The organism is Streptomyces sp. 184, assembly GCF_045781775.1.
Lineage (GTDB): Bacteria > Actinomycetota > Actinomycetes > Streptomycetales > Streptomycetaceae > Streptomyces.
This window is the reverse complement of sequence record NZ_CP123230.1, coordinates 3,375,086-3,396,428: the sequence shown is the minus strand read 5'-3', so window position 1 is coordinate 3,396,428 and position 21,343 is coordinate 3,375,086. Positions and strand designations below refer to the sequence as shown.

Sequence of the window (21,343 nt, the reverse complement as noted above, 5' to 3'; positions counted from 1 at the left end):
CTAGCCCTCCGCGCCGGAGACGGCGGACACCTCGATGAACGCGCACACCGCGCCGACCGTCTCCAGGTGCTCGGGCTCCAGGGTCTCGGGGTCGATCTCGATGCCGTGGTCGTCCTCCAGCGTCATGAGCAGTTCGAGGACGCTGGTGGAGTCCAGGCCCAGTTCCTCGAAGAGCTTCGTCTGCGCGGTGGCCTCGCCGAGGTCCTTGCGCAGCACGACCTCCAGGGACTTGATCACCTTGGCCTCAAGGTCGGACCGGGCCTCGTCGACGTGCGTGGTCATGCTCTGCCTCCTGTGCGGAACGGTGGTGCGTGCGGTGCGGTGGTACCTGCGGTGGCCGGGGCTACGGGACCGGGGCGGCGGGCGCCGCGGGCCCGGTGTCGAACTGCCGCTCCAGCAGCTCGTCGACGGTGTCGCGGCTGCGTACGAGGTGGGCGCGCCCGTCGCGGACCAGCACCTCGGCGGGGTGGCCGTGGCTGAGGAACAGCACGGGCGAGGCGCTCGGCCCGTACGCGCCGGAGCGGGTGACGGCGACGAGGTCGCCGGGCGCCAGGTCCGCGGGCAGGTCGACGCCCTTGCCGAGGGTGTCGTTGGGGGTGCACAGCGGCCCGGTGACGTTCCACGCGGCGGTGGGTGAGCCGCCGCCGACGCGGTGCATCGGGAAGTTGCGGCGGAAGGGCGAGCCGATGCCGACGGCGGCCATGTGGTGGTTGGTGCCGCCGTCGCAGACGGCGAAGCGCTCGCCGCGCGACTCCTTGGTGTAGCGGACCCGGGTGAGGTACGTCCCGGCGGGCGCGGCCAGGTAGCGGCCCAGCTCCATCACCAGCCGGGTGTCCGGGTGCGCGGTGTGGAAGTCGGCGATCACGGGGTTGACGCCCGCGGTCAGCTCGTCGGCGTCGAGGTCGCTCTCGGCCGCGTGGTACGCGACGCCGAGCCCGCCGCCGACGTCGACCGTGCCGAGGTCGAACCCGAGCCGCCCGGCGAGCCGTTCGGCCAGTTCGAGGATGCGCCGGGTGTTCTCCACGATCGCGGCGGCGGCCAGGATGCGGGTGCCCATGTAGGCGTGCACGCCGGTCACCCGGACGTTGCCGTACCGCCGCAGGTCGGCGGGGTCGAGCGCGTCGAGCGTCTCCTCGTCGATGCCGAACTGCCGCGGCTTGCCGCCCATCGTCAGCCCGCCGCCCTTCAGCTCGAACGCCGGGTTGACGCGGAGCAGCACCTCGGCGGTGACGCCGCGGTGCCGGGCCTCCTCGTCGATGACGGCCAGCTCGGGCAGCGACTCGGCGATCAGCCGGGCGCCGGCCTTGAGGCAGGCGGCGATCTCGTCGCGGCTCTTCCCGGGGCCGAGGAACAGCATCTCCTCGCCGGCGGCCCCGGCGCGCTGCGCGGTCGCCAGTTCGGCCAGCGACGACAGCTCCAGACCGGCGCCCAGCTCGCGCATGGTGCGGGTGACGGCGATGTTGGGGTTGGCCTTGAGGGAGTAGAAGAGGCGCAGCGCCGGGTGCAGCCGCTGCCTGAGGCCCGTGTACTGGTCGCGGAGCCGGTCGGCGTCGTAGAGGTACAGCGGCGTGCCGAACTCGGCGGCCAGGTCGGTGAGCGCGAGGCCCTGGCAGTGGGTGGCGGGCGTGGCGTCGGTCATCGTACGTCTCCGAACTCGGTCAGGCGCGCGGCCACTTCGGCGTCCAGGGCGTCCGCCTCCGCCTGGCCGGGGGCGACGAGCAGGAAGTAGAAGCGGCCGTCCGCCGGGGCGGCGGGGGGCGCGTCGGCGCCGGCGAAGGCGGCGTTCACGGTCGCGTGGTTGTCGGGGAGCGCGCCGCGGCCGGCGGCGCGGTCGAAGAGCAGCGGGCCCAGCGCGGCGGCGAGCCGGTCGAACGGGACGGGGCCGGGCAGCCGCACGTCGTACTGGCGCGCGACGACGACCGCGCCCGCCGGGACGCAGCGCTCCTGGAGCCGGGTCTGGTACGTGGACATGTTGTTGCGGGCGTTGATCTCCAGCACGGGCAGCAGCGAGCCGTCGGTCCGTACGAGCGCGTCGACGCCCACGGGCCCGTGGTAGCCGTCGGCGGCCAGCCGGCGGCCGAGGAGCCGCGCGGTGTCCGCCACGACCGCGTGCTGCTCGGGGGTCAGCCGGGCCGGGAAGCGGTGGCCCTTGTGGACGCCGCCGGCGGTCAGCGCCTCCTTGACGAAGTCGAAGCGCACGGAGCCGTCCCGGCCCACGGTGAGGTGGTAGTTGAGGTCGGCGGCCTTGTCGGCCCACACCTCCACGACCACGGCGAGCCGGTCGTCCCCGGTACGTTCCGCGCGCCGCCGCACCATCCGCACCACCTGCTCAAGGCGCCGCGCCCGGTCGGCCACGACGATGCCCTTGCCGGAGACGCCGTAGGCGTCCTTGACCCCGACGACGGCGCCCTCCGCGATCCTGGCCGCGGCCTTCTCCGCCACGGCCTCGAACTCCGCGACCGACTCGCACTCCCAGCCCTCGGCCAGCGGCACGCCCAGCTCGGCGGTGACGCGGCGGCTGTAGATCTTGCTGTTGACCCGCTTGGCGAGCGCCGCCGGCGGCAGCGCGGCGGCCAGCCCGGCCCGCCGGCCCAGCTCCTCCTCGGCGGCGGAGATCCCGTGCGGCAGCAGCCGCACGCCGGCGGCGCCGAGCGGCCGCAGCCGCGCGAGCAGCCCGGGCGAGTCCAGCGCCTCTTCGGTGACGGGCACGCCGGGCCGGCAGCGGTCGGTGACCTGCACGTGCGGCAGGTCGAGGCCGATGCCGCGCAGGTGGTCGAGATAGCCGGGGTCGGGCGCGGACTTGAGGACCACGTGGTCGCCCGCGCCGCCGAGCAGCAGCGCGAACTCGTCCATGCGCGCGACGACCGGGGAGGGCGCGTTGTCCCCGACGGCCGGCACGCCGGGCTCGCCGTGCGCCCAGTCGCGCTCGACCTCGATGTTGCCGAGCAGCACGAGCGGTGCGGCCGGGTCGCCGGTGCAGGCGCGCCGGACGCCGCTCATGAAGTCGTCGGCCGGCGGGTTGCCGGTCATGTCGTCCCCCATCTCGTCCCCCTTCTCCTGGCGTTCTTCTCCTGGCGTTCACGGCGGTGTCGGCGGGTGCGCCCGCCGTCAATGGCGGAACACCGCGGCCGCGAAGGTGGCGCCGAGCCCCACCGCGGCCATCAGATAGCAGTCGCCCTTGCGGAGCCGTCCGGCGTCACGCAGGGTCACGTAGTTGATGAAGGAGTCGGCGCCGAAGCAGTGCCCGAGCGAGGCCACGTTGTCCAGGCAGATGCGCGAGCGCGGGAAGTCCAGCAGTTGCGCGGCCTTCGCCCAGGAGATGCGGTTGACGTTGTGCGGCAGGATCCACGCCAGGTCCTCCATGCCGATCCCGGCCGCGGCCACCGCCTCGCGGATCACGGCCGTCAGCCGCTCCGCGTAGCGCCGCTCGAACTCCTCGCCGCGCGGCGGCGGCAGCTTCACGTCGTGGTACTCGCCGAACGTGCGGGTGACGTAGCTGCGCAGCACGTCGCCGCTGCCGCCGGCGGACACCAGGCAGGCGGCCGACGACTCGCCCATCACGGTGGTGCCGGGGATGAGCTGGGCGGTGGGCCAGTCGGCCTTCTCGCCGGCGACGACGAGCGCCAGCGCGTCGGGGTCGCCGTCCTCGGCGAGGAGCCGCCCGGCGAGGTCCACGGCGGCGAGCCCGGAGGAGCACGCCTGCTGGGTGACGGTGAACACGGCGGCGTGCCCCACGCCGAGTTCGTCGGCGGCGTCGTGCACCGGGTTCTGCGAGGCGCGGGAGCCGATGGGGATGGTGCGGGCGCTGACGACGTACGACACGCGGTGCTCGTTGCCCTTCAGCGCGGTCAGCTCGCGGCCGGCGGCGACGGTCATCTCGCGCAGTCCGGCGCCGGGCGACATGCGCACGTCGCGCAGGCCGAAGTAGCGGTGGAACAGGGCGAGGTCGCGGTCGCCGACGCCGAGGCGGGGGGCGAGGTCGGCGATGGGCACCGACACGGGGGCGACGTGGGCGGCGACGTCGTACAGCGCGGTCATCGGGCGCTCCTTGCGGCGGTGGCTGCGGGGCGGACGGTGAGCCGGGCGGACTCCCGCTTGTCGCGGGTGGTGAGCCCGGTGAACGCGAACAGCACCCGCCCGCCGTCGCCGACCGCCTCGCAGCCGGCCACCGTGCCGTCGCCCGCGGTGCGGTGGCGCAGGTCGACCGGCGCGGGTTCCGCGGCGAGCGCGGCGTCGTTGCCGGGGGCGTACAGGTCGAACCGGTCGATGCGGACGGGCACGGGGACGGGTGCGTCGGCGGCGTCACCGACGGCAGCGGTGGCGGGGGTGGCGGCGGTCGCCCGCAGCAGGCTGTCCATGGCCAGTGCGGGGAGGAGGAAGTCCCGTAGCGCACCGAGGTGTCCGGGCGCCGGCAGGTGCAGCCGGGCGGTGCCGCAGGCGGCGCCCGTACGGGGCTCGCGGAGCGAGTCGAAGAGCCCGCCGAGCCGGACCGGTGAGCCGGCCAGGGCGTAGGCGTCGCGGGCGGGCGCAAGGGTGCCGGGCAGGGGCCGGGGGTCGGGCGGCGGAGCGTACGCGCCGTCGAGGACGACCGTCATCCGGCTGTACTCCTGCGCCGGGATGGGCCCCCGCGGCGGGCTGGCGACGACCACGTCTACCCGCCCGGGCCGCTCGGCGCGCGCGGTGACCACGAGCCGCCGCGGCCACTGCTCCTCCGCCGCGCGCACGAACCGCGCGAACACGGCGTCCTCGATCGCCACCGGCCGCCCCGCCCCGACCGCGGCGGCGGCTTCGGCGGCGATCTCCATGATGAACGTCCCGGGCAGCGTGGGCCGTTCGTCGACCCGGTGGTCGCGCACGTACCCGTGGTCGTCGAGGCCGAGCCGTACCTCCCAGGCCGTGCCGCCGCCCTCGGCGGGCGCGCCGGGCCCGCGGACGAACGCCCCGGCGGGCTGGTGCGGCCGGGCGCCGGCGGCGCGCAGCTCCGGCGCGACGGCGCCGAGCATGCGCCACTCGGTCTCGCCGAGCCACACGGAGGTGCGGTGGTCGCGGCGGCGGTGGCGCAGTTCGGTGCGGAAGTAGCGGCGGCCGAGGGCGTCGTCGAGGTGGGTGAAGTTGTCCTCGCGGGCGAGGTAGGCGTCCTGCACCTGGGTGTGCGTCACCATCCCGCTCTCCGTCCACAGGCCCGAGACCAGGGCGTGCACGTCGGCGCCCGCGGTGGCGCGGGCGTGGGCGGCGGCGTGGGTGAGGAACTCGTTGGCGGAGATGTAGTCGGCCTCGCCGGGGCGGGCCACGACGGTGGTGACCGAGCTGATCGCCAGCCACAGCGCGGGGTCGTGGGCGGCGAAGGCGGCGCGCAGGTTGAGCCAGCCGCGGACCTTCACGTCCCGTACGGCGCAGAACTCCGCGGGCGTCTTGCGCCGCAGCGCGGTGGCCCGCTCGACGCCGGCGCCGTGCACGACGACGTCGGCGCCGCCGGCCGCGGCGATCTCGGCGGCCACGGCCCGCAGCGCGGCGGGGTCGAGCACGTCGCACTGCCGGTAGTGCACGCGGTCCGCGCCGTGGCGGGCGGCGAGGCGGCCGAGGGTGCGGGCCCGCTCGGCGGCCTGCCGCGCGCGGTTGTAGCGCCGGTTCAGCTCGGCGAGCTTCGCGCCGGGGTGCTCGGCCATCAGCCGCCGCAGGGCGGCGGGCCGGTCGGCGGGGAGGCCGTCGGCTGAGGCGCCGGCCGCGGCGTCGGGAGCGGGCCCGGAGCCGAGCAGCCAGATCGCGGCGGGCCGGGACAGCGCGGCGAGCTGGTCGACGAGTTCGGCGGTGATGCCGCGCCCGCCGCCGGTCGCGACGACGACGGGCCCGGGGGGCAGTGGCACCGGCGGGCGGGGGTCGTCGGCGGGCTCCAGCACGGCTTCGGCGCGTACGCCGCGGCGGTAGTGGGCGACGGCGAGATGCCGCTCGACGGCGGACTCCCGCCCCAGCAGTTCGAGCCCGCCGCCCAGGTCGCCGGCGTCGGCCACGACGGCGTAGACGAGCCCGCCGGGCAGATCGGCGCCGAGCGCCCGCACGAGGCCGGTGAAGAGCCCGGCGGCGGGACCGGGCACGGGGCCGCCGGGGTCGAGGACCAGCACGGCGAAGGATCCGCCGGCATCGACGGCGTCGGCGAGCAGATGCGCGGCGGCGAAGGCCAGCTCCTGCAACTCCAGGCAGGCGGTGGGGAGGTCCGCGGTCCCGGCCGGGTGGCGCCTCGCGTCGAAAAGGACGCGCACGTGGCGGAGGCGGTGCTCCGCCAGGACGGCGGCCAGGTCCTCCGGGGTGCCGAGCACGTGCACGTCCGGTGCCGGCTCCGCGTGCGCCGCGCGCGGGACCGCGACGGTGCAGCCGGGCGGCGGGGTGATGCCGGCCAGGTCCTCCGGGGCGTTCGTCAGCACCAGGGTGTCCGGCGGCAGCGCGGGCAGCGGGGGGCGTACCGCGGGGCGCTCCAGCCGCTTCAGGCGCAGCGTGTGCGGGCGCAGTTCGCCGAGCCGATCCGGGGCCTCGGGCGACTCCGGCGCGTAGGTGAGCGCGGGGGTGCCGGGTGCCACGGGCGCCAGCTCCGCCGCCGCGTCGTTCGCGCGGACGGCGCGGTGCAGGGCGACGAGCCCTTCGGCGGCGTGGAAGTAGGGCCGTACCCCCACCGCGTCGGCACCCGCGCCGGGGCGGGGCACCGCCCCCGGCGGGGCCGTCGCGCCCGGCCCCGGCGGCTCCACGACCAGTTCCCCCAGCACCCGCAGCCCGCGCGCCTCGGCCTCGCCGCGGCGCATCAGCACCGCCGCTGCCGCCGTCTCCGTCGTCACCGCGCCCGGCGGCGGCGCCACCAGTTCGGCCGCCGCCGTCGCGCCGATCACCACCGCCGCGTCCAGCTCGCCCGTCGCGAGGTGGCGGCAGGCCGCCGCCAGGGCCGCGTGGGAGGAGTCCGGGCCGGCGTCGAGCGTCATGTTCGGGCCGTGCAGGTCGAGGAGCTGCGCCACCCGGGACGCGATGATGTTGGGCATCAGGCCCGGCAGCGAGTCGCTGTTGCTCTCGGGTGCCAGCGCCCGTACCCCCTTGGTCAGCGCGGCCGTGTCCACCGCCGTCCCCGCCCGGCCCGCGATGTCGTCCAGGTACGCGCGCAGCGTGCACGCCAGCGCCTGCCGCACCTGGCCGCTGTGCCCGACGAACACCCCCGTACGCCCCAGGAGTCCGGCGTCCGGCGCGCCCCAGCCCTCCCGCAGCGCCAGCGCGCACCGCAGGGCCATGAGCTGGCTGCGGTCCAGCCGCTCCAGCACCGCCGGCGGCAGCCGCACCTCCAGCGGCGCCGGCGTGGGGAACGACGTGCCGAACACCGGGCCCCGCTCCGGCTCCAGGGCGGTCGTCGCGACCACCACGACGGGCTCCGGGGCGGCGGCCACGGGCGCGGGGCCCGGGCGGTCGCTGACGACCAGGTGCGCGTTGGTGCCGCCGAACCCCATCGCCGAGACCCCGGCGGTACGGGCCCTGCCTCCCGGCGACGGCCGCCACGGCAGGGTCCGTACGGGAACGGTGGCCGCGCCCGCGACCGGCTCGGTGTACAGGTGCTGGGCGGGGATCGCCTCGTGGCGCAGCGCGAGGAGCGCGTGGATGACGTTGACCGCGCCCGCGGCCCAGCCGGTGTGTCCGATCAGCGACTTGTTGGACGTCAGCGTCCACCGCCTGCCGGGCGCCGCCGCGGCCAGCGCGTGCAGCTCCGCCTGGTCGCCGGCGGCGGTGCCGGTGGCGTGGGCGACGATCCAGTCGACGTCGTCCGGGGCCACGCCGGCCGCCGCCCAGGCCCGTTCGAGGGCGATCCGCTGCCCGGCGGGGTTCGGCGCGTACACCGCCTTGCCGCGCCCGTCGGAGGAGCCGCCGAAGCCGCGGACGAAGCCGAAAACCGGATCGCCGTCCGCCAGGGCCCGCGCGTACGTCTTGAGGGCCACGACCGCGGCGCCGTCGGAGAAGAGCACGCCGTCCGCACCGCGGTCGAGCGAGCGCACGCGATCGCCCCTGGCGAGCCCGTCGAGCTTGGCGAAGAGCACCATGGTCTGGGCGTTGACGGAGTACGTGCCGCCGCAAAGGGCGACGTCCGCGCGGCCCTCGCGCAGCGCGCGCATGCCGAAGTCGAAGCTGTAGAGGGACGAGGAGCAGGCCGTGTCGACGACGACGGTCTCCACCGGGTCCGCGAGCCCGGCCAGCGCCTCGCGCACGACGCGGTACGGCGCGGTGTCGGCGAGGTCGGGCGAGCCGGCCGGGTAGAGCGCGGCCAGCGGGTCGGCGTCCGCGCCTCCCGGCCCGGCCAGCAGCCGGGCGCCGTGCCGCAGCAGGCTGTGCTCGGCGGCGTGGCCGCCGTCCGCGGTCATGCCCACGGCGGCGAAGGTGCGCGTACCGGCGTCGATCCGGACGCCGTCGAGCGCCTGGAGGACGCTGTGGCGCAGCCACCGGCCGCTCGGCTCCCGCTCCGGCGCGCGGCCGGCGGCGAGTTCGGCGCGCAGCCGCGGGTGGGGGTCGAGGTCGTGGATGAAGCCGGAGGTGCGGGCGTACGTCTTGTCCGGCGCGGCCGGGTCCGCGGACCACAGCGCGTCGATGTCCATCCGGTCCCCGGGCTCGCTGAACTGCGGTACGCGGTCGCGCAGCAGGTGCCACAGCTCGTCGGGCGAACCGGCGCCCGGCACCGCGAGCCCCATGCCGACGGCGACGACCGCGCCGGGGTCGACGTGCCCGAAGCCGTCGGCGCCGGGCGCCGCCGCGAGCGACGGCAGCGACCCCGCGGTGCGTACGGCGGCGTCCAGGCCCTGTGCGCGCAGCGCCGCCACGGCGGCCTCGGCGGCGGCGCGGTCGGCGGCGCCGGCCTCGACGCGGTAGCGCGGCGGGCGGGGGTCGCCGCCTGCGGTGCCGTCAGCCATCGGCCCGTACACCGGCGGCGGGAGCGGTGCGGCCGGTCTCGTCGATGAGCCGGGCGAGGCCGCCGAGGGTGGACTGGAGGGCGAAGCGGGTGTCGTCGGCCACGTGGTGCAGGCCGAAGCGGTCGATCAGCGTGCTGAGCACCTCCATGCGCTTGAGGGAGTCGATGCCGAGGTCGCCTTCGAGGTCGGCGTCGGGGTCCATGGCCTCGACGGGGTAGCCGAGGCGGTCGGCGTAGACCTGCTGGAGGGTGGCGAGGACGCCGGGGCCGGCCGGCGCGGGAGCCGTCGCCGCGGGCTCGGTTGCGGGTACGGGAACGGGGCCGGGGTCGGCCTCGGGCAGGTGCACGGAGGCCGGTACGGGGCCGGGCCCGGCCGTCACGACGGCCCGCGCCGCGGGCACCGGCGGCGCGGTCGGCGCGGTCGGGGCCGCGACCGGCGCGGGTTCGGTCCCCTCCCCCGTACGTCCGTCGAGCCACCGCTCCGCCGTCTCCGCCCGGCACCCCACCGCGCGCCGCACCAGCTCCCCGAGCCCGGCGCGCCCGCACTCCACCACCGACTCCAGCCCGTACGTCTGCAACTCGCGCAGCGCGGCGAGGAAGTCGACGGGCCGGGTGAGCTGCGCGACCAGCGACGCCTTGACGTCGGTGTCGTCCGTGACGAGCCCGCCGAGGGCCGGCGAGTACAGCCGCCGCTGCGCCGGCCGCTCGGCGATGCCCTCGACGGCGGCGGCGAACTCGGCCTGGGCGGTGGCCAGCAGCGGGTTGTGGAAGGGGTACGGCGCGGTGAGCCGGACGGCCCGTACGTCCAGCACGTCGGCGAGGGCGGCGAGCCGGCCGAGGGCGGCCTCCGGTCCCGAGACGACGACGTGCCGCGGCGCGTTGACGACGGCGAGCCGGGCGCCGGGCAGTTCGGCGGCGGCGAGCAGCGCGGTGGCGCGGCGGGCCGGCAGGGTGAGGGCCAGCATGCCGCCGGAGCCGGCGGCGGTGTGCTCCAGCGCCCGGGCGCGGTGGGCGGCGATGCGGGCGCCGTCGGCGGCGGTGAAGCAGCCGGCGTGGGCGGCGGCGGCCATCTCGCCCATGCTGTGGCCGAGGACGACGTCGGCGGGCTCGCGCAGGTCGACCTCGCGGGCGTGCACCAGTGCGGCGGCGTAGATCGCGAGTTGGAGGGCGAACGGGTCGGTCTCGGACAGCCGGCGGCCGTCGGCCGCCTCGGTGTCGGTGAGCAGCGGCGAGATCGCGGTGTGGCCGAACTCGGCGGCGACCGCGTCGACGACGTCCAGCAGGTCGGCGACCGGTGCGCTGCGCGGCCCGGCGAACGCGCCGGGCCGGTAGGCGCCCTGGCCGGGCAGCAGCAGTGCGGTTCTCAGGTCCATCTCCGCCTCCCCTTCGCGTGGCGTGAGAACGACAGCCGTGGCCGCGGGCCCCGTGGGTACGGGGGCGGCGGGTACGGCCGGGTGGTGGTTCAGTCGGCGGTGACGGAGAGGGCGCCGAGGCCCGCGATCCGGTGGCCGTGGACGGGGCCCGGCGGTCCGGCGACCGCGAGCGCGGGCATGCCCGCGGCCCGGGCGGCGCGCAGCCCGACGTCGGCGTCCTCGATCACCAGACAGCGCGAGGGGGGCGCACCGACGCGGGCGGCGGCGGTGAGGTACCCCTCGGGGCTGGGCTTGCCGGCGGCGACGTCCTCGGCGCAGACCAGGACGTCGGGCAGCGGCAGTCCCGCGGCCGCCATCCGGCTGCGGGCGACGCTCCGGGTCGCGGAGGTCACCAGTCCCCAGCGGCGCGGGGGCAGGGTGGCGAGCAGCCCCGGGGCACCGGGTGCGGCGTGTACGCCGGCGGCGTCGGTGCAGGACAGGTGGTCGAACCAGGCCAGCTCGGCGTGCGGGTCGGCCTGCGGAGCCAGTTCGCGGATGACGTCGATGTCGCGGCGCCCGTGGGAGGCGCGGATGACCGCCTCGGGGTCGAGGGAATGGCGCCTGGCCCACATGCGGGTATGGCGGTCGATTGCGGCCGCGGATTCCACGAGGGTGCCGTCCATGTCGAACAGCACGGCGTGTACGTCGAGCGAGCGCGGCCGACCGGGGTCGCCGACGTCGCGGAATCCTACATTCAGGAGGGAACGCGTCCTGTTCACGCCCGTCTTGGGGGTTTCTGTGAACAACTTGTCAGTAACGGTACGCGCCCCCGCGGGCAACGTCGTCGGACCTTCGTAGAGTTCGTCGTTGCTTCGTACCGGCTGATGTGCGGAGTCCACCGGAATCTCCACACGGGCCGCCTTCCACATAAGTACCTGTCCGTTCGGTGAAAGCTAAACTTCAGGCCGTGCAGCGAGGGTTATGTGGTGCCGTGTCCAGGGGGTTACAAATGGTAGTTGCGCGGTGACTGGACGCCATCACGCATGCGGTTCTGCGTTCGAGCGAGCGTCATCGTACATGCAGTCGGATGGTCTGAACCATTCTTTTTTCGCAAAACATTTGTCGGACATGTCCCTACTCGGGGGGCAACGGCGGATGTTGCCCTTTTAGGTGTCTCAACTGCCCTCTGCACAGGTGATGTTGCCGACACGGCGGACGCTCTACGATGACGGGCGACCGGCTCGGCGAGCGCGACGCCCCTCGGAAAGGACCCGGACGACATGCCGCGGATAGAGCAGGGCAGGGTAAATGTCGACACCGGCCACGGATTCGTGCTCTTCCTGGTGGGAATGCGCATCAATTACCTGTGGAAGGTGCACAGGTGGTGGCCCGCGTTCACCGCGATGCCCAAGCTGCTGGTCGAACTCGGCGAGGATCCGGAACTCGGCCTGCTGGGCAGCAGAATGAGCCGCCAGGGCCGCACGATCACGGTCGTGCAGTACTGGCGGTCGGCCGAGCACATTATGGAGTTCTCGAAATCGCAGGAGCACCGGCACAGGTCGTTCTGGAAGTGGTTCAACCGCGCCGTCGGCAGCGGCGGGGACGTCGGTATCTGGCACGAGCTGTACCACATACAGCCGGGCTCCTATGAGGCCCGCTATATCAATATGCCGGAGTTCGGACTCGGCGCCGCATTCGGTGGCGAACCGGGCCGCAGGGCGGAACCGGAATGACCCGCCAAAACAACCGGAGGCACCGGATCAGGGTAATTCGCCGCCGCGTTCACGGATTTCCCGGATCGTCTCCCGGACGCCCGCGGACTCCACGGCCAGCGCCCCCGCGTGGCCGTTCCCGGGGGCCAGATCGACCAGGTGCCAGCCCGGTACGGCGGTGGAGACGTCGTCCGCGTCCAGGGCGCGGCCCAGGCCCACGCCGAGCCCCTTGAGGTACGCCTCCTTGCGCGTCCACAGCCGCGTGAACGCGGCGGACCGCAGCGCCTCCGGCGCCGCCAGCACCACCGCGCGCTCCGCCGGGTGCAGCCGCTCCACCACGCTCGGCTCGGGCGGCGCGCCCCTGACCGGCTCCACGTCGACGCCCACCCGGCCGGGTGCGACCGCCACGAGCACCAGCTCGCCGCCGTGGGAGAGCGAGAACTCCGGCCCTCCGGCGGGCGATTCGAGCACCGGCCGGCCGTGCGGGCCGCCGCACCGGGGGCACGCCCGCCGTCCGAAGCGCAGCGCCGCGGGCGCGGTGCCGGTCAGCTCGCCGAGCAGGCGGCGCAGCGCGGCGTGCGCGACGCCGTAGCGGATCCGGTCGGCCCGGCGCAGGAAGCTCGCGTGCCGCCGCCGCTCCCCGGCGTCGAGCGCCGCGAGGTCCGGCTCCACGCCGGGCCCGGCGTCGAACGTCCACAGCCGCGCTCCCCCGGGCAGCCCCGGCGGGGCGCCCGCGGCCGTGCTCCCGGCCGGTTCCGGCGTCCGTCCGCGCACCTGCTCCGCCACGCCGTCTCACCCCCGTTTCGAACGGTCTCTCCACCGGCCCCGTACGCGCCCGCCGGCGCTCGGACGCTGCTCGGGCGTTGCTCAGGCGTTGCTCAGCGCAGGCCAGCGTATACGGGTCGTACACAGCGAGACGAGCAGTGCGGACGCGGCGACGGCGCCCATGCCCCACGCCAGCCCGGCCGCGCCCGCGACGAAGCCGATCACCGCGGGCCCGCCGAGCAGCCCCGTGGTGCCCATGGACGCCACCAGGGACAGCGCGTCGGGGCCCTCGCGGGCCGCCGCGACGTACACGCACGGCGTCACGGCCGCGACGCCCAGCCCGACGCACGCGAACCCGAGCAGCGCCGGTACCACCCCGCCCGCCAGCACCGCGGCGGCGAGCCCCGTGCCGGCCAGCAGGCTGCCGAGCATGACCACGGGCCCGTCGCCCCAGCGGGTGCGCCAGCCGTCGGCGAAGAGGCGGGCGACGACCATCATCACCGAGACCACCGCGATGCCCAGCGGCGCCACCTCGGGCGCCGCGTCGGCGACGTCCTCCAGGTAGAGCGTCGACCAGTCGTTCATGGCACCCTCGGTGATCGTGCCGAACGCCATCGCGCACCCCATCCACAGCGTCAGCCGGGACGGCAGCCGCCACCGGCGCCGCTCCTTCTCCGGCCGCTGCCGGAAGCCGTCCTCGGCCGGCAGCCCGGTGCGGGCGACGGCGAGCATGGCCACGAGCAGCACGGCGGCCACCGCGAAGTGGACGGCGAGCCGGGAGGTCGCGGTCTGGACGAGGGAGGCCAGCAGCGCGGCGGCCAGCGAGCCGGCGCTGAAGGTGGCGTGCATCTTCGCCATCGCGGTGCGCTCGTGCATCTCCTCCAGCGCGGCGCCCTGCGCGTTCATCGCCACGTTCAGGCAGCCGACGGCGACGCCGTCGGCGGCGACGACGACCAGCGCCGCCGGGTAGTTGGGCGCGGCGGCGAACGCGGGCAGGAACAGCAGCAGGGCGCCGGCCGAGGCGAACGCGAGCCGCTTGGCGCCCATCGCCTTCATCAGGTGGGCGACCAGCGGGAAGGACGCCGCCGCGCCCGCGCCGCAGGCCATGAGCAGCAGCCCCAGCTCCGTCGCTGTCAGGTCCAGCTCGTCCTTGACCCGCGGCAGCCGGGACACCCAGGTGACGTACTGGAAGCCCAGGAAGCAGAAGAGCGCCGCGATGGCCACCTGGGCCCGGCGGAAGTCGTCGCGTATCGGCGGCATCGCCCTCAGCCCTCTTCCTTGGACATGGACACCGCGCGGGACATGTAGACCGCCCGCGGGCCGTAGCCGGCCGGGGGCGGCACGTCGGGGTGCGGCCGGTAGCCGCGGCGCGACCAGAAGCCCGCGGTGCCCGCGACGGCGACGAGCGAGATCCGCCGGTAGCGCCGGGCGCGGGCCGTGGCGGTGAGCCGGGCGAGCAGGCGCTTGGCCAGCCCGGCGCCGCGCAGGTGCTCGGCGACGACGATGTCGTGCAGGTGCAGGTTGTCCGACGAGTGGCCGGCCTCCTCCGCCCCGCGCAGCTCCGGGCAGCGGAACCGCGGGTACGGCAGCGCGAGCAGGTAGCCCTCCGGCCCGCCGCCGGCGTCCAGGACGAAGCAGGTGCCGGGCGAGGCCCGGCCGCGGGCCTGGAGCGCCGCCCGCCCCTCGGCGAGCGCCCGGTCGGCGTACGCGCGGTCCTCCAGCGCGGCGATGGCGCCCCAGTCGTGTGCGGCGATGTGCCGGATGCGCACGTCAGCCGGCGCGCAGGCAGGTGTGCGGTAGCGGGCCATAACCGTTGAACCCCCGGGTCATGTAACTGACGGCGTACGCGCCGCTGGACAGGATCCACACCGGATCCCCCGACGCGGCCGCCCTGGGCACCTGCACCGGTACGCGGCCCTCGGCCACCACGTCGTCGCTGTCGCAGGTGGGGCCGGCGACGATTGCGGGCACCAGTTCCGCGGCGGCGCCGTGGGAGGGGAACACCAGCGGGTACTGCAACTGGTCCACCTCGTACAGGCCGTTGAACTTGCCGCAGCTCAGGTAGAGCCAGTAGCCCCGCCCGCCGTCCCGCTGCCGCCGCGAGGACAGCCGCGCGACGTGCGCCCGGATGGCGCCGTGGTCGGCGACCAGGTGCCGCCCCGGCTCGACGACGAAGCGCAGCGGGCCGCGGGCCGCGGCGCGCAGCCGCGCCATGCCCGCGCGGATGGCCGCGAACGTCTCGTCCAGCTCGGGCACCAGCGGCCGGCCGCGCAGGTCGCGGTAGCCGAGCGCGGGCAGGCCGCCGCCGAGGTTGACGTGGTCCAGGTGGATGCCGCGCCGGGCGAGGGCCGCCATCACCTCCGCGAACGCGTCGAAGGCGCGGCGCCACGCCGCGGCCGTCATCTGCTGCGACCCGACGTGCACGGAGAGCCCGGCAGGGGTGAGCCCCGCGGCCCGCGCCCCGGCGAGCACCCGCACCGCCTCCTCGGGCGTGCAGCCGAACTTCCGGCTGAGCCCCCACAGCGCGCCCTCGCCGGTGGTGGCCAGCCGGCAGAACACCCGCGCGCCGGGGGCGAGGGCCGCGACGGCCAGCACGTCCTCGGGGCTGTCGGTGGCGAAGTCCCGGACGCCGAGGCGGTGCGCGGCGAGGATGCTGCGGTCGGACTTGACGGTGTTGCCGTAGTGGATACGGGCCGGGGGCGCGCCGGCGCGGAGCGCCTGCCCGACCTCGCCGGGGCTGGCGGCGTCGAACCCGGCGCCCTTCTGCGCCAGCCGGGCCAGCACCTCGTCCACGGGGCACGCCTTCATCGCGAAGCTCACGTCCACGCCGGGCAGCCGGCGCAGCAGTTCGTCGTAGCGCTCCTCGATGCCGGGCAGGTCGTAGATGATGCGGTCGTCCTCGGCGGCGGCGAGGGCGGCGCGCAGCCGCGCGGTCACGGCGGCCGTCGTCGCGGGGGGCGCCGGCGGGGCCGGCCGCGGGGGCCGTACCGCCGCGGTCACCGGGCGGCCCCCGGCACGTCCGTCGCCGCGCCGGCCCGTACCAGCGGCTCCCACGCGGCGATGAGGAGCGCGAAGTCGGCCATGTCGCGGCGGGCCTCGTCCAGCAGGCCGGGACCGCGGGCGGCCAGCACGCCGGCGAACTCGGCGTATCCGCCGCCGAGTTTGCGGTACGCGATCTCCAGCGCGGTCAGCCGCATGACGTTCTCGTCGCGGTCCAGCCGGGTGCTGCGGGCGACCAGTTCGCCGACCGCGGCGGCGCGCGGGCGGTGCCGCTCGTCCAGGAGCGCGGGCCCGGCGGCGGCCAGTTCGTCGTAGAGGAAGTTGAAGTACCGCATCGACAGCAGGAACTTGGCGAACCGCAGTTGGTAGGCGGTGAAGCCGGCGCCGGTCTTCCGCTCGTCGGTGTGGTAGTTGACGATGTGCCGGTTGTGCAGGACGCCGGGCAGGGTGGCGTCGTGGACGAGGTGGAGGAGGAAGTAGTCGCTGCCGATCGTGTCGGTGGCGGGCGGCAGCGGGACGGCCTCGTACACGCCGCGGTCGAAGGCGACGTTGCACATGTCGATGCGCATGGGGTCGACGGCGCCGAGGACCGCGTGGTCGCCGCCGAACGGCTCGGTGCCCGCGCCCTTGAAGGACTCCTCGACCAGCGCCCGCTTGCGCTCCTCCGGCCAGTGCACCGGCGCCCAGAGGCTGACGACGTCCTGGTAGACGGCCGGGTCCAGGCGGTGGATCTCGGCGATGTCGACGGACATCTCGCCGACGAAGGAGGCGCCGACGAGCGAGACGGGCTTGTGCGCGTGCAGCGGGTTCAGCGCGTCGGCGTCCACCCGCCGGGCCGCCTCGGCGGCGGGCCGGCCGAGGGTGGCGAGTTCGTGGTGGACGGGGAAGACGGGCCGCCCCGCGGCCGTCTGGTAGCGGCTGTCGGAGTCCCTGCGGTGCACCGAGCGGCAGCCGAGGGCGGCGGCGAGCAGGAACGCGCGGTCGGTGCAGGCGCCGTACGAGACGGCGTCGGGCAGCAGCAGGCGCAGCAGCTTCGCGGCGCCGGCGACCCGGGCGCGGCGGAGCACGGCGGCGAGGAACGTACGCTGCTCGGCCTCGTCGAGGTGGTGCACGACGACGCCGGGCACGCGCGGCAGCCCGGCGACGGCGGCGGCGTGGCCGGCGCGGTCGCGCTCGCCGGCGGAGTCGAGGATCAGGAAGTGGACCTCGGCGCCGAAGTGGGCGGCGGCGTGGACGGCTTCCTCGTGGACGGCGGCGATGGTGGCCGCGCAGGCGCGGTTGGTGGGCAGCGTCAGGCAGATGCGTGCCACGCCGGCTCCCCGCTCCGCTGCCCCGTCTCCCCCGCGGGGGTCTCCCCTTCGGCCGTCTCCCCCGCGGCCGTCCCCGCGGTGCCGGCGTCCGGCGCCGGGTCCGGCGCGGGCGGGCGCCAGGAGTCGAGCCCGAGGAGCTTGCGGCCGAGGCCGGTCAGCGCGGCCGGCCCGTACCGCTCGGACTCGTGCCGCCGGGCGTCGCCGAGGAGGGTGGCGTTCCAGTCGGGGGTGCTCAGCGTGCGCCAGGACTCGACGCGCGAGCGCCGCAGCCGCTCGTGCTCCTCCAGGGCGGGCATCATCGCGAGGTACTGCACGGCGCGTACGCCGTCCTCGGAGGCGTTCGCGGCGACGCCGTGGGCCAGCAGCCCGTTCCAGATGAGCAGGTCGCCGGCGGCCAGTTCGGGGCGTACGACGGGGAACTCGGCGCGGTCGGTGTTCGGCCGGATCGGGTCGCGGCCGGCGGGCTGGTCGAGCTTCCACTTCTCGAAGTCGCGGAACAGGTCGGGCGCGCACTGGAAGCCGCCGTGGCCGGGGCGGGTGTCGTTGAGGGCGATGATGCCCTGGACGCGCTGCGGGAGGACGGCGAGCGTGGTGTCGACGTCCCAGTGCAGCTCGATGTCGAAGCCGGTGTCGGTGGGCTCGACCAGGGTGCGGCTGCGGTTGCCGACGTTGGGCGGGTTGAGGTTCAACCGGTCCAGGGTCACCCACAGCTCGTCGCAGTCCCAGACGTCCGCGAAGGCGTCGTAGACGCGGCGGGTCTGGCGGCTGTCCCAGAGGAGCTGGTGCTGGTACGCCTCGACGAAGCCGTAGACGTGCAGGTCGCGGTCGAGGTCGGAGCGGAACTCGCGGTCCGCGTACCAGGTCTCGGGGCGGTCGGGGTCCAGGCCCTGGAAGTCCCAGGCGAAGTCGAGCAGTTGCGCGGCGGCCTGTGCGGGTATCGCTTCCCTGACCACGACGTAGCCGTAGGTCTGCCAGAAGGCGTAGTCGTCCTGGGACAGCACGCGCAGCGGCCGGGACTTGCGGATGTCGCGTAACGGGGTCCGGGCGAGGTAGGACTCGCCGTCGGCGCTGAAGTACGGGGTGTCGGAAGCGGCGCGGTACAGGTACGGGCCGGAGTCGGGCATGGAACGTCCTCCAGAGGTGGAACTTGCTGCGTGCTGCCGCCGTCACACCGCGCCGGTGAGGACCTCGGCCGCGGCGATGCCGGAGACGCGCGTCGCACCGTGGGTCGACAGGTGCACGGCGCCGAGCCGGTCCTCGGCGGGCAGGCCCATCTCGACCACGAGCGCGTCGGGCCGCCGCCGTACCAGGTCGGCCAGCGCCTGCCACATCCACGGGTGGCGGGCGGCGTCGCGGACGACGACGACCAGCTCCCGGCCGTCGGCCGGGCGCAGCGCCCGCCCGTCGAGCACGTCCTCGGCGCCGCCGGCGGCGCCGGTCAGCTCGGACTCGGCGAGCCGCACCGACGTGGTGCCGGGGCGCAGGGCGCGCAGCGGGTCGGCGACGCCCCAGGGCGTACGGCCGTCGATGGCCAGGCTGGTGACGGGCGAGAACTCGACGACGTGCGGATCGCCGACGAGCGGGAAACGGGCCGGGCCGGCCGGGTCGTGGTGGACCCGGACGGCGCGGCGGGCGGCGACGAGGCCGATCTGGTGGTCGGACCCGTCGCCACCGCGGGGGTCGCCGGCCGGGACGCTGCGGGTCAGCGCGGCGGACCAGTCGGCGAACTCGCGTACCCGGGCGGCGGCTTCGGCGAGCCGCTCCTCGGGCAGGCTGCCGTCGCGCACGGCGGCGACGATGGCGTCGGTCAGGTCGGTGGTGACGGACTCCTCGGCGCTCTCGCCGCCGACGCACACGGCGTCGACGCCGCCGGCGAGCGCGCGGACGGTGGCGCCGTCGATGCCGTACAGGCCGGAGACGGCGCCCATCTCGATGCCGTCGGTGACGACGAGGCCGGTGAAGCCGAGTTCGTCGCGGAGCAGGTCGCGGATGATGCGCGGGCTGAGCGTGGCGGGGAGGTGGCCGTCGTAGGCGGGGATGAGCATGTGCGCCGTCATGACGGTGCGTACGCCGGCGTCCATGGCGGCGATGAACGGCGGCAGCGCGGTGCGGGCGATCTCGCGGGCGTCGGCGGCGACGTGCGGCAGGCCGTGGTGGGAGTCGACGGCGGTGTCGCCGTGGCCGGGGAAGTGCTTGGCACAGGCGGCGACGCCGGCGGACTGGAGGCCGCTGATCCAGGCGGCGGTGTGCCGGCAGACGAGGTCGGTGCGGGCGCCGAAGGAGCGGACGCCGATGACGGGGTTCTTGGGGTTGGAGTTGACGTCGGCGGAGGGGGCGTAGTTCAGCGAGACGCCCATGGCGTGCAACTGGCGGCCGATGTCGTACGCGACCTGCTCGGTCAGCTCGACGTCGTCCACGGCGCCGAGGGCGAGGTTACCGGGGCGGGTGGCACCGGTGCCGGCCTCGATCCGGGTGACGTCGCCGGCCTCCTCGTCGATGGCGATGATGAGGTCGGGGTTCTCGGCGCGCAGGGCCGCGGTGAGGGCGGCCACCTGCTCGGGATCGACGATGTTGCGGCCGAACAGCACCACCGAGGCCAGGCCGTCGCCGATCCTGCGGCGCAGCCAGTCGGGCGCGGTCGTGCCCACGAACCCGGGCTGGAGAACAGAGTTGGCCAGCCGGGCGAGTTCGGGGTGGTTGGCTGCCATGGAGACCTCCGCGGGAGCAGGGGCGGGACGGCGGCCGCGGCGGACTGCGGGGCCGGGCGCGCGACGGGTGCGAGTGGGGTGGAAAGAGTGTCGGAACGGGCTGACGTGGCACGGAAAGACTTGGTACAGACCAATGCCGGATACTGGCCTATACCAATCGGGGGTGTCAAGGAAGTCCGCGCGGCGAGCCGAGACGGAATGCCCTGCTCCGCAACGGTGGGGTGGCCGGGGGCCGACCTGCGGGTGGCCCGCGGGCGGCCTGCGGACGGCGGGCGGAGGGCGGGCGGACCGGGCCGCCCGGGGGCGCGCTCCCGGGCGGGAAGTCCCGGCCCGCCGCGGGTGTTGTGCCTGACAGGCTTTGACAGATTTTGACCGCCGGGAGGTAGGAACGATGCTGACCTTCGACACCAGGACCTGGGAGCGCAGCGAACGGCGGGTGCGCGGCAGGCTCGGCGACGACCTCGTCGTGGACAGCGGAAGCCCGCTGCTGGTGCGGGAGGCGGGCAGCCCGTACGTGACGTACGCCTTCCCGCGGCGCGACGTACGCACCGACCTCGTACCGGACGCGATCCGGACGTACGACGGGGACGACGGGCTCGCGGACCACGTGTCGGTGCGGTGGTCGGCGCTGGACCGCTGGTTCGAGGAGGACGAGGAACTGCCGGTGGGCCCGCGGGATCCGTACCACCGGGTGGACGCGGTGCGCAGCGCGCGGCACGTGCGGGTCGAGATCGACGGGCAGGTGGTCGCGGAGTCGCACCGGCCGCTGGCGGTCTTCGAGACCGGGCTGCCGGCGCAGTTCTACCTGCCGCCGCAGGACGTGCGGCTGGACCTCTTCGCGCGCACGGACACGCGGACGGGGTGCCCGTACAAGGGCTTCGCGTCGTACCGGACGTACCGCGGGCAGGGGACGCCGGAGCGCGCGGACGTGGCGTGGTCGTACGAGGACCCGGTCCACGAGGTGGCGCCGCTGGCGGGGTACGTGGCGTTCTACGACTCGGTGGCGGACGTGGTGGTGGACGGGGTGAAGCGGGGCGGGTGAACGCGGAGGGCGACGCGACCGGGCCGCGGCGGGGCGAGCGGCGGCGGAACCGGGCTCCGGTGCGGCCGGGCATGCGGCGGGGGCGGGCCGGCGGGACAATGGCGCCGTGGGTGGCGCACGCGGCCCGCACTCCCCCGCGGCGCGTGCGCGTACGGCAGCGAACCTCCGGAGGTGCCCCATGGCCGCCCAGCTCACCGACCCCGTCGTGGCCGCCTTCGTCGCGGCGCTCAACGCCGGCGACAAGGACGCGTTCTTCTCCCTGCTGACCGACGACGCGACCATGACCGACGACGGCACCGAGCGGGACCTCGCCGCGTGGACCGACAAGGAGATCTTCTCCTCGGCCGGCCACATGGACGTCGAGTCCGCCGCCGACGACGGCCTTTCGCTCGTGGCGACGTACTCGAACTCCACCTGGGGCGGCATGCGCACCCGCTGGTCCTTCACGGTCACCGGCGACCGCATCAGCCACTTCGACACCGGGCAGGCGTGAGCCCGCGCGCCGAACACTTCTCCCGGCGCAAAACTGCA

17 protein-coding genes are annotated in these 21,343 nt (G+C 75.5%); 3 read left to right on the top strand and 14 right to left on the bottom strand.

Features of this window, described 5'->3' with window-relative positions; genetic code table 11:
• The 7 genes from QBL21_RS14325 to QBL21_RS14295 form a co-directional block, all read right to left on the bottom strand.
• Positions 1-282 carry an acyl carrier protein gene (locus tag QBL21_RS14325; RefSeq protein WP_407562557.1) on the bottom strand — a complete coding sequence of 94 codons (282 nt, stop codon included), beginning with the start codon at positions 280-282 and terminating at the stop codon, positions 1-3.
• A 61-nt stretch (positions 283-343) separates the two neighbouring features.
• Positions 344-1,639, bottom strand: coding sequence for a type III PLP-dependent enzyme (locus tag QBL21_RS14320; RefSeq protein ID WP_407562556.1), 1,296 nt, complete (start codon positions 1,637-1,639; stop codon positions 344-346).
• Positions 1,636-3,030, bottom strand: a complete 1,395-nt coding sequence (locus tag QBL21_RS14315; RefSeq protein ID WP_407566420.1) for a hypothetical protein — start codon at positions 3,028-3,030, stop codon at positions 1,636-1,638. Before QBL21_RS14315 ends, QBL21_RS14320 begins: the two co-directional genes overlap by 4 nt.
• Before the next feature lie 78 nt (positions 3,031-3,108).
• The gene (locus QBL21_RS14310) at positions 3,109-4,038 is read right to left on the bottom strand and encodes a 3-oxoacyl-[acyl-carrier-protein] synthase III C-terminal domain-containing protein (protein ID WP_407562555.1); all 930 of its coding nucleotides are present in this window, start codon (positions 4,036-4,038) and stop codon (positions 3,109-3,111) included.
• Entirely contained in the window at positions 4,035-8,924 is a 4,890-nt protein-coding gene (locus QBL21_RS14305; RefSeq protein WP_407562554.1) for an SDR family NAD(P)-dependent oxidoreductase, read from the bottom strand. The genes QBL21_RS14310 and QBL21_RS14305 overlap by 4 nt, the downstream gene beginning before the upstream one ends.
• The gene (locus QBL21_RS14300) at positions 8,917-10,296 is read right to left on the bottom strand and encodes an acyltransferase domain-containing protein (protein ID WP_407562553.1); all 1,380 of its coding nucleotides are present in this window, start codon (positions 10,294-10,296) and stop codon (positions 8,917-8,919) included. Before QBL21_RS14300 ends, QBL21_RS14305 begins: the two co-directional genes overlap by 8 nt.
• 89 nt (positions 10,297-10,385) lie before the next feature.
• The gene (locus QBL21_RS14295) at positions 10,386-11,054 is read right to left on the bottom strand and encodes an HAD-IA family hydrolase (protein ID WP_407562552.1); all 669 of its coding nucleotides are present in this window, start codon (positions 11,052-11,054) and stop codon (positions 10,386-10,388) included.
• Between the two features lie 501 nt (positions 11,055-11,555).
• Here QBL21_RS14295 and QBL21_RS14290 point away from each other — a divergent pair.
• Positions 11,556-12,008, top strand: coding sequence for a DUF4188 domain-containing protein (locus QBL21_RS14290; protein ID WP_407562551.1), 453 nt, complete (start codon positions 11,556-11,558; stop codon positions 12,006-12,008).
• 27 nt (positions 12,009-12,035) lie between these two features.
• On the opposite strand, the gene QBL21_RS14285 is transcribed toward QBL21_RS14290, so the two are convergent.
• The 7 genes from QBL21_RS14285 to QBL21_RS14255 all read right to left on the bottom strand — a co-directional run bounded on the left by QBL21_RS14285 (position 12,036) and on the right by QBL21_RS14255 (position 19,770).
• Positions 12,036-12,773, bottom strand: coding sequence for a 4'-phosphopantetheinyl transferase family protein (locus QBL21_RS14285; protein ID WP_407562550.1), 738 nt, complete (start codon positions 12,771-12,773; stop codon positions 12,036-12,038).
• A gap of 81 nt (positions 12,774-12,854) precedes the next feature.
• On the bottom strand, positions 12,855-14,012 hold the full coding sequence (locus QBL21_RS14280; protein ID WP_407562549.1) for an MFS transporter: 1,158 nt from the start codon (positions 14,010-14,012) through the stop codon (positions 12,855-12,857).
• 5 nt (positions 14,013-14,017) lie between these two features.
• Entirely contained in the window at positions 14,018-14,560 is a 543-nt protein-coding gene (locus QBL21_RS14275) for a GNAT family N-acetyltransferase (protein ID WP_407562548.1), read from the bottom strand.
• Complete coding sequence (locus tag QBL21_RS14270) at positions 14,523-15,806, bottom strand: type III PLP-dependent enzyme (RefSeq protein WP_407562547.1); 1,284 nt, start codon at positions 15,804-15,806, stop codon at positions 14,523-14,525. Before QBL21_RS14270 ends, QBL21_RS14275 begins: the two co-directional genes overlap by 38 nt.
• Complete coding sequence (locus QBL21_RS14265; protein ID WP_407562546.1) at positions 15,749-17,062, bottom strand: DUF6271 family protein; 1,314 nt, start codon at positions 17,060-17,062, stop codon at positions 15,749-15,751. Before QBL21_RS14265 ends, QBL21_RS14270 begins: the two co-directional genes overlap by 58 nt.
• Positions 17,044-18,186, bottom strand: coding sequence for a phytanoyl-CoA dioxygenase family protein (locus tag QBL21_RS14260; protein WP_407562545.1), 1,143 nt, complete (start codon positions 18,184-18,186; stop codon positions 17,044-17,046). Before QBL21_RS14260 ends, QBL21_RS14265 begins: the two co-directional genes overlap by 19 nt.
• A gap of 42 nt (positions 18,187-18,228) precedes the next feature.
• Entirely contained in the window at positions 18,229-19,770 is a 1,542-nt protein-coding gene (locus QBL21_RS14255; RefSeq protein WP_407562544.1) for a glycoside hydrolase family 3 protein, read from the bottom strand.
• 391 nt (positions 19,771-20,161) lie between these two features.
• Here QBL21_RS14255 and QBL21_RS14250 point away from each other — a divergent pair, with 391 nt between their 5' ends.
• Together QBL21_RS14250 and QBL21_RS14245 are read left to right on the top strand one after the other, a co-directional pair.
• Entirely contained in the window at positions 20,162-20,812 is a 651-nt protein-coding gene (locus QBL21_RS14250; protein ID WP_407562543.1) for a DUF427 domain-containing protein, read from the top strand.
• 178 nt (positions 20,813-20,990) lie between these two features.
• Positions 20,991-21,305 (top strand): nuclear transport factor 2 family protein, encoded by a 315-nt coding sequence (locus QBL21_RS14245; RefSeq protein ID WP_407562542.1) that lies wholly within the window; start codon positions 20,991-20,993, stop codon positions 21,303-21,305.
• The last annotated feature ends 38 nt before the right edge of the window (positions 21,306-21,343 follow it).

What these genes read in the sequence shown, in the direction of transcription:
- QBL21_RS14290 (WP_407562551.1), top strand. Translation starts at nt 11,556, where the DNA reads ATGCCGCGGATAGAGCAGGGCAGGGTAAATGTCGACACCGGCCACGGA.
- QBL21_RS14310 (WP_407562555.1), bottom strand. Translation starts at nt 4,038, where the DNA reads ATGACCGCGCTGTACGACGTCGCCGCCCACGTCGCCCCCGTGTCGGTG.
- QBL21_RS14255 (WP_407562544.1), bottom strand. Translation starts at nt 19,770, where the DNA reads ATGGCAGCCAACCACCCCGAACTCGCCCGGCTGGCCAACTCTGTTCTC.
- QBL21_RS14245 (WP_407562542.1), top strand. Translation starts at nt 20,991, where the DNA reads ATGGCCGCCCAGCTCACCGACCCCGTCGTGGCCGCCTTCGTCGCGGCG.
- QBL21_RS14280 (WP_407562549.1), bottom strand. Translation starts at nt 14,012, where the DNA reads ATGCCGCCGATACGCGACGACTTCCGCCGGGCCCAGGTGGCCATCGCG.
- QBL21_RS14260 (WP_407562545.1), bottom strand. Translation starts at nt 18,186, where the DNA reads ATGCCCGACTCCGGCCCGTACCTGTACCGCGCCGCTTCCGACACCCCG.
- QBL21_RS14315 (WP_407566420.1), bottom strand. Translation starts at nt 3,030, where the DNA reads ATGACCGGCAACCCGCCGGCCGACGACTTCATGAGCGGCGTCCGGCGC.
- QBL21_RS14325 (WP_407562557.1), bottom strand. Translation starts at nt 282, where the DNA reads ATGACCACGCACGTCGACGAGGCCCGGTCCGACCTTGAGGCCAAGGTG.
- QBL21_RS14250 (WP_407562543.1), top strand. Translation starts at nt 20,162, where the DNA reads ATGCTGACCTTCGACACCAGGACCTGGGAGCGCAGCGAACGGCGGGTG.
- QBL21_RS14305 (WP_407562554.1), bottom strand. Translation starts at nt 8,924, where the DNA reads ATGGCTGACGGCACCGCAGGCGGCGACCCCCGCCCGCCGCGCTACCGC.
- QBL21_RS14300 (WP_407562553.1), bottom strand. Translation starts at nt 10,296, where the DNA reads ATGGACCTGAGAACCGCACTGCTGCTGCCCGGCCAGGGCGCCTACCGG.
- QBL21_RS14275 (WP_407562548.1), bottom strand. Translation starts at nt 14,560, where the DNA reads ATGGCCCGCTACCGCACACCTGCCTGCGCGCCGGCTGACGTGCGCATC.
- QBL21_RS14320 (WP_407562556.1), bottom strand. Translation starts at nt 1,639, where the DNA reads ATGACCGACGCCACGCCCGCCACCCACTGCCAGGGCCTCGCGCTCACC.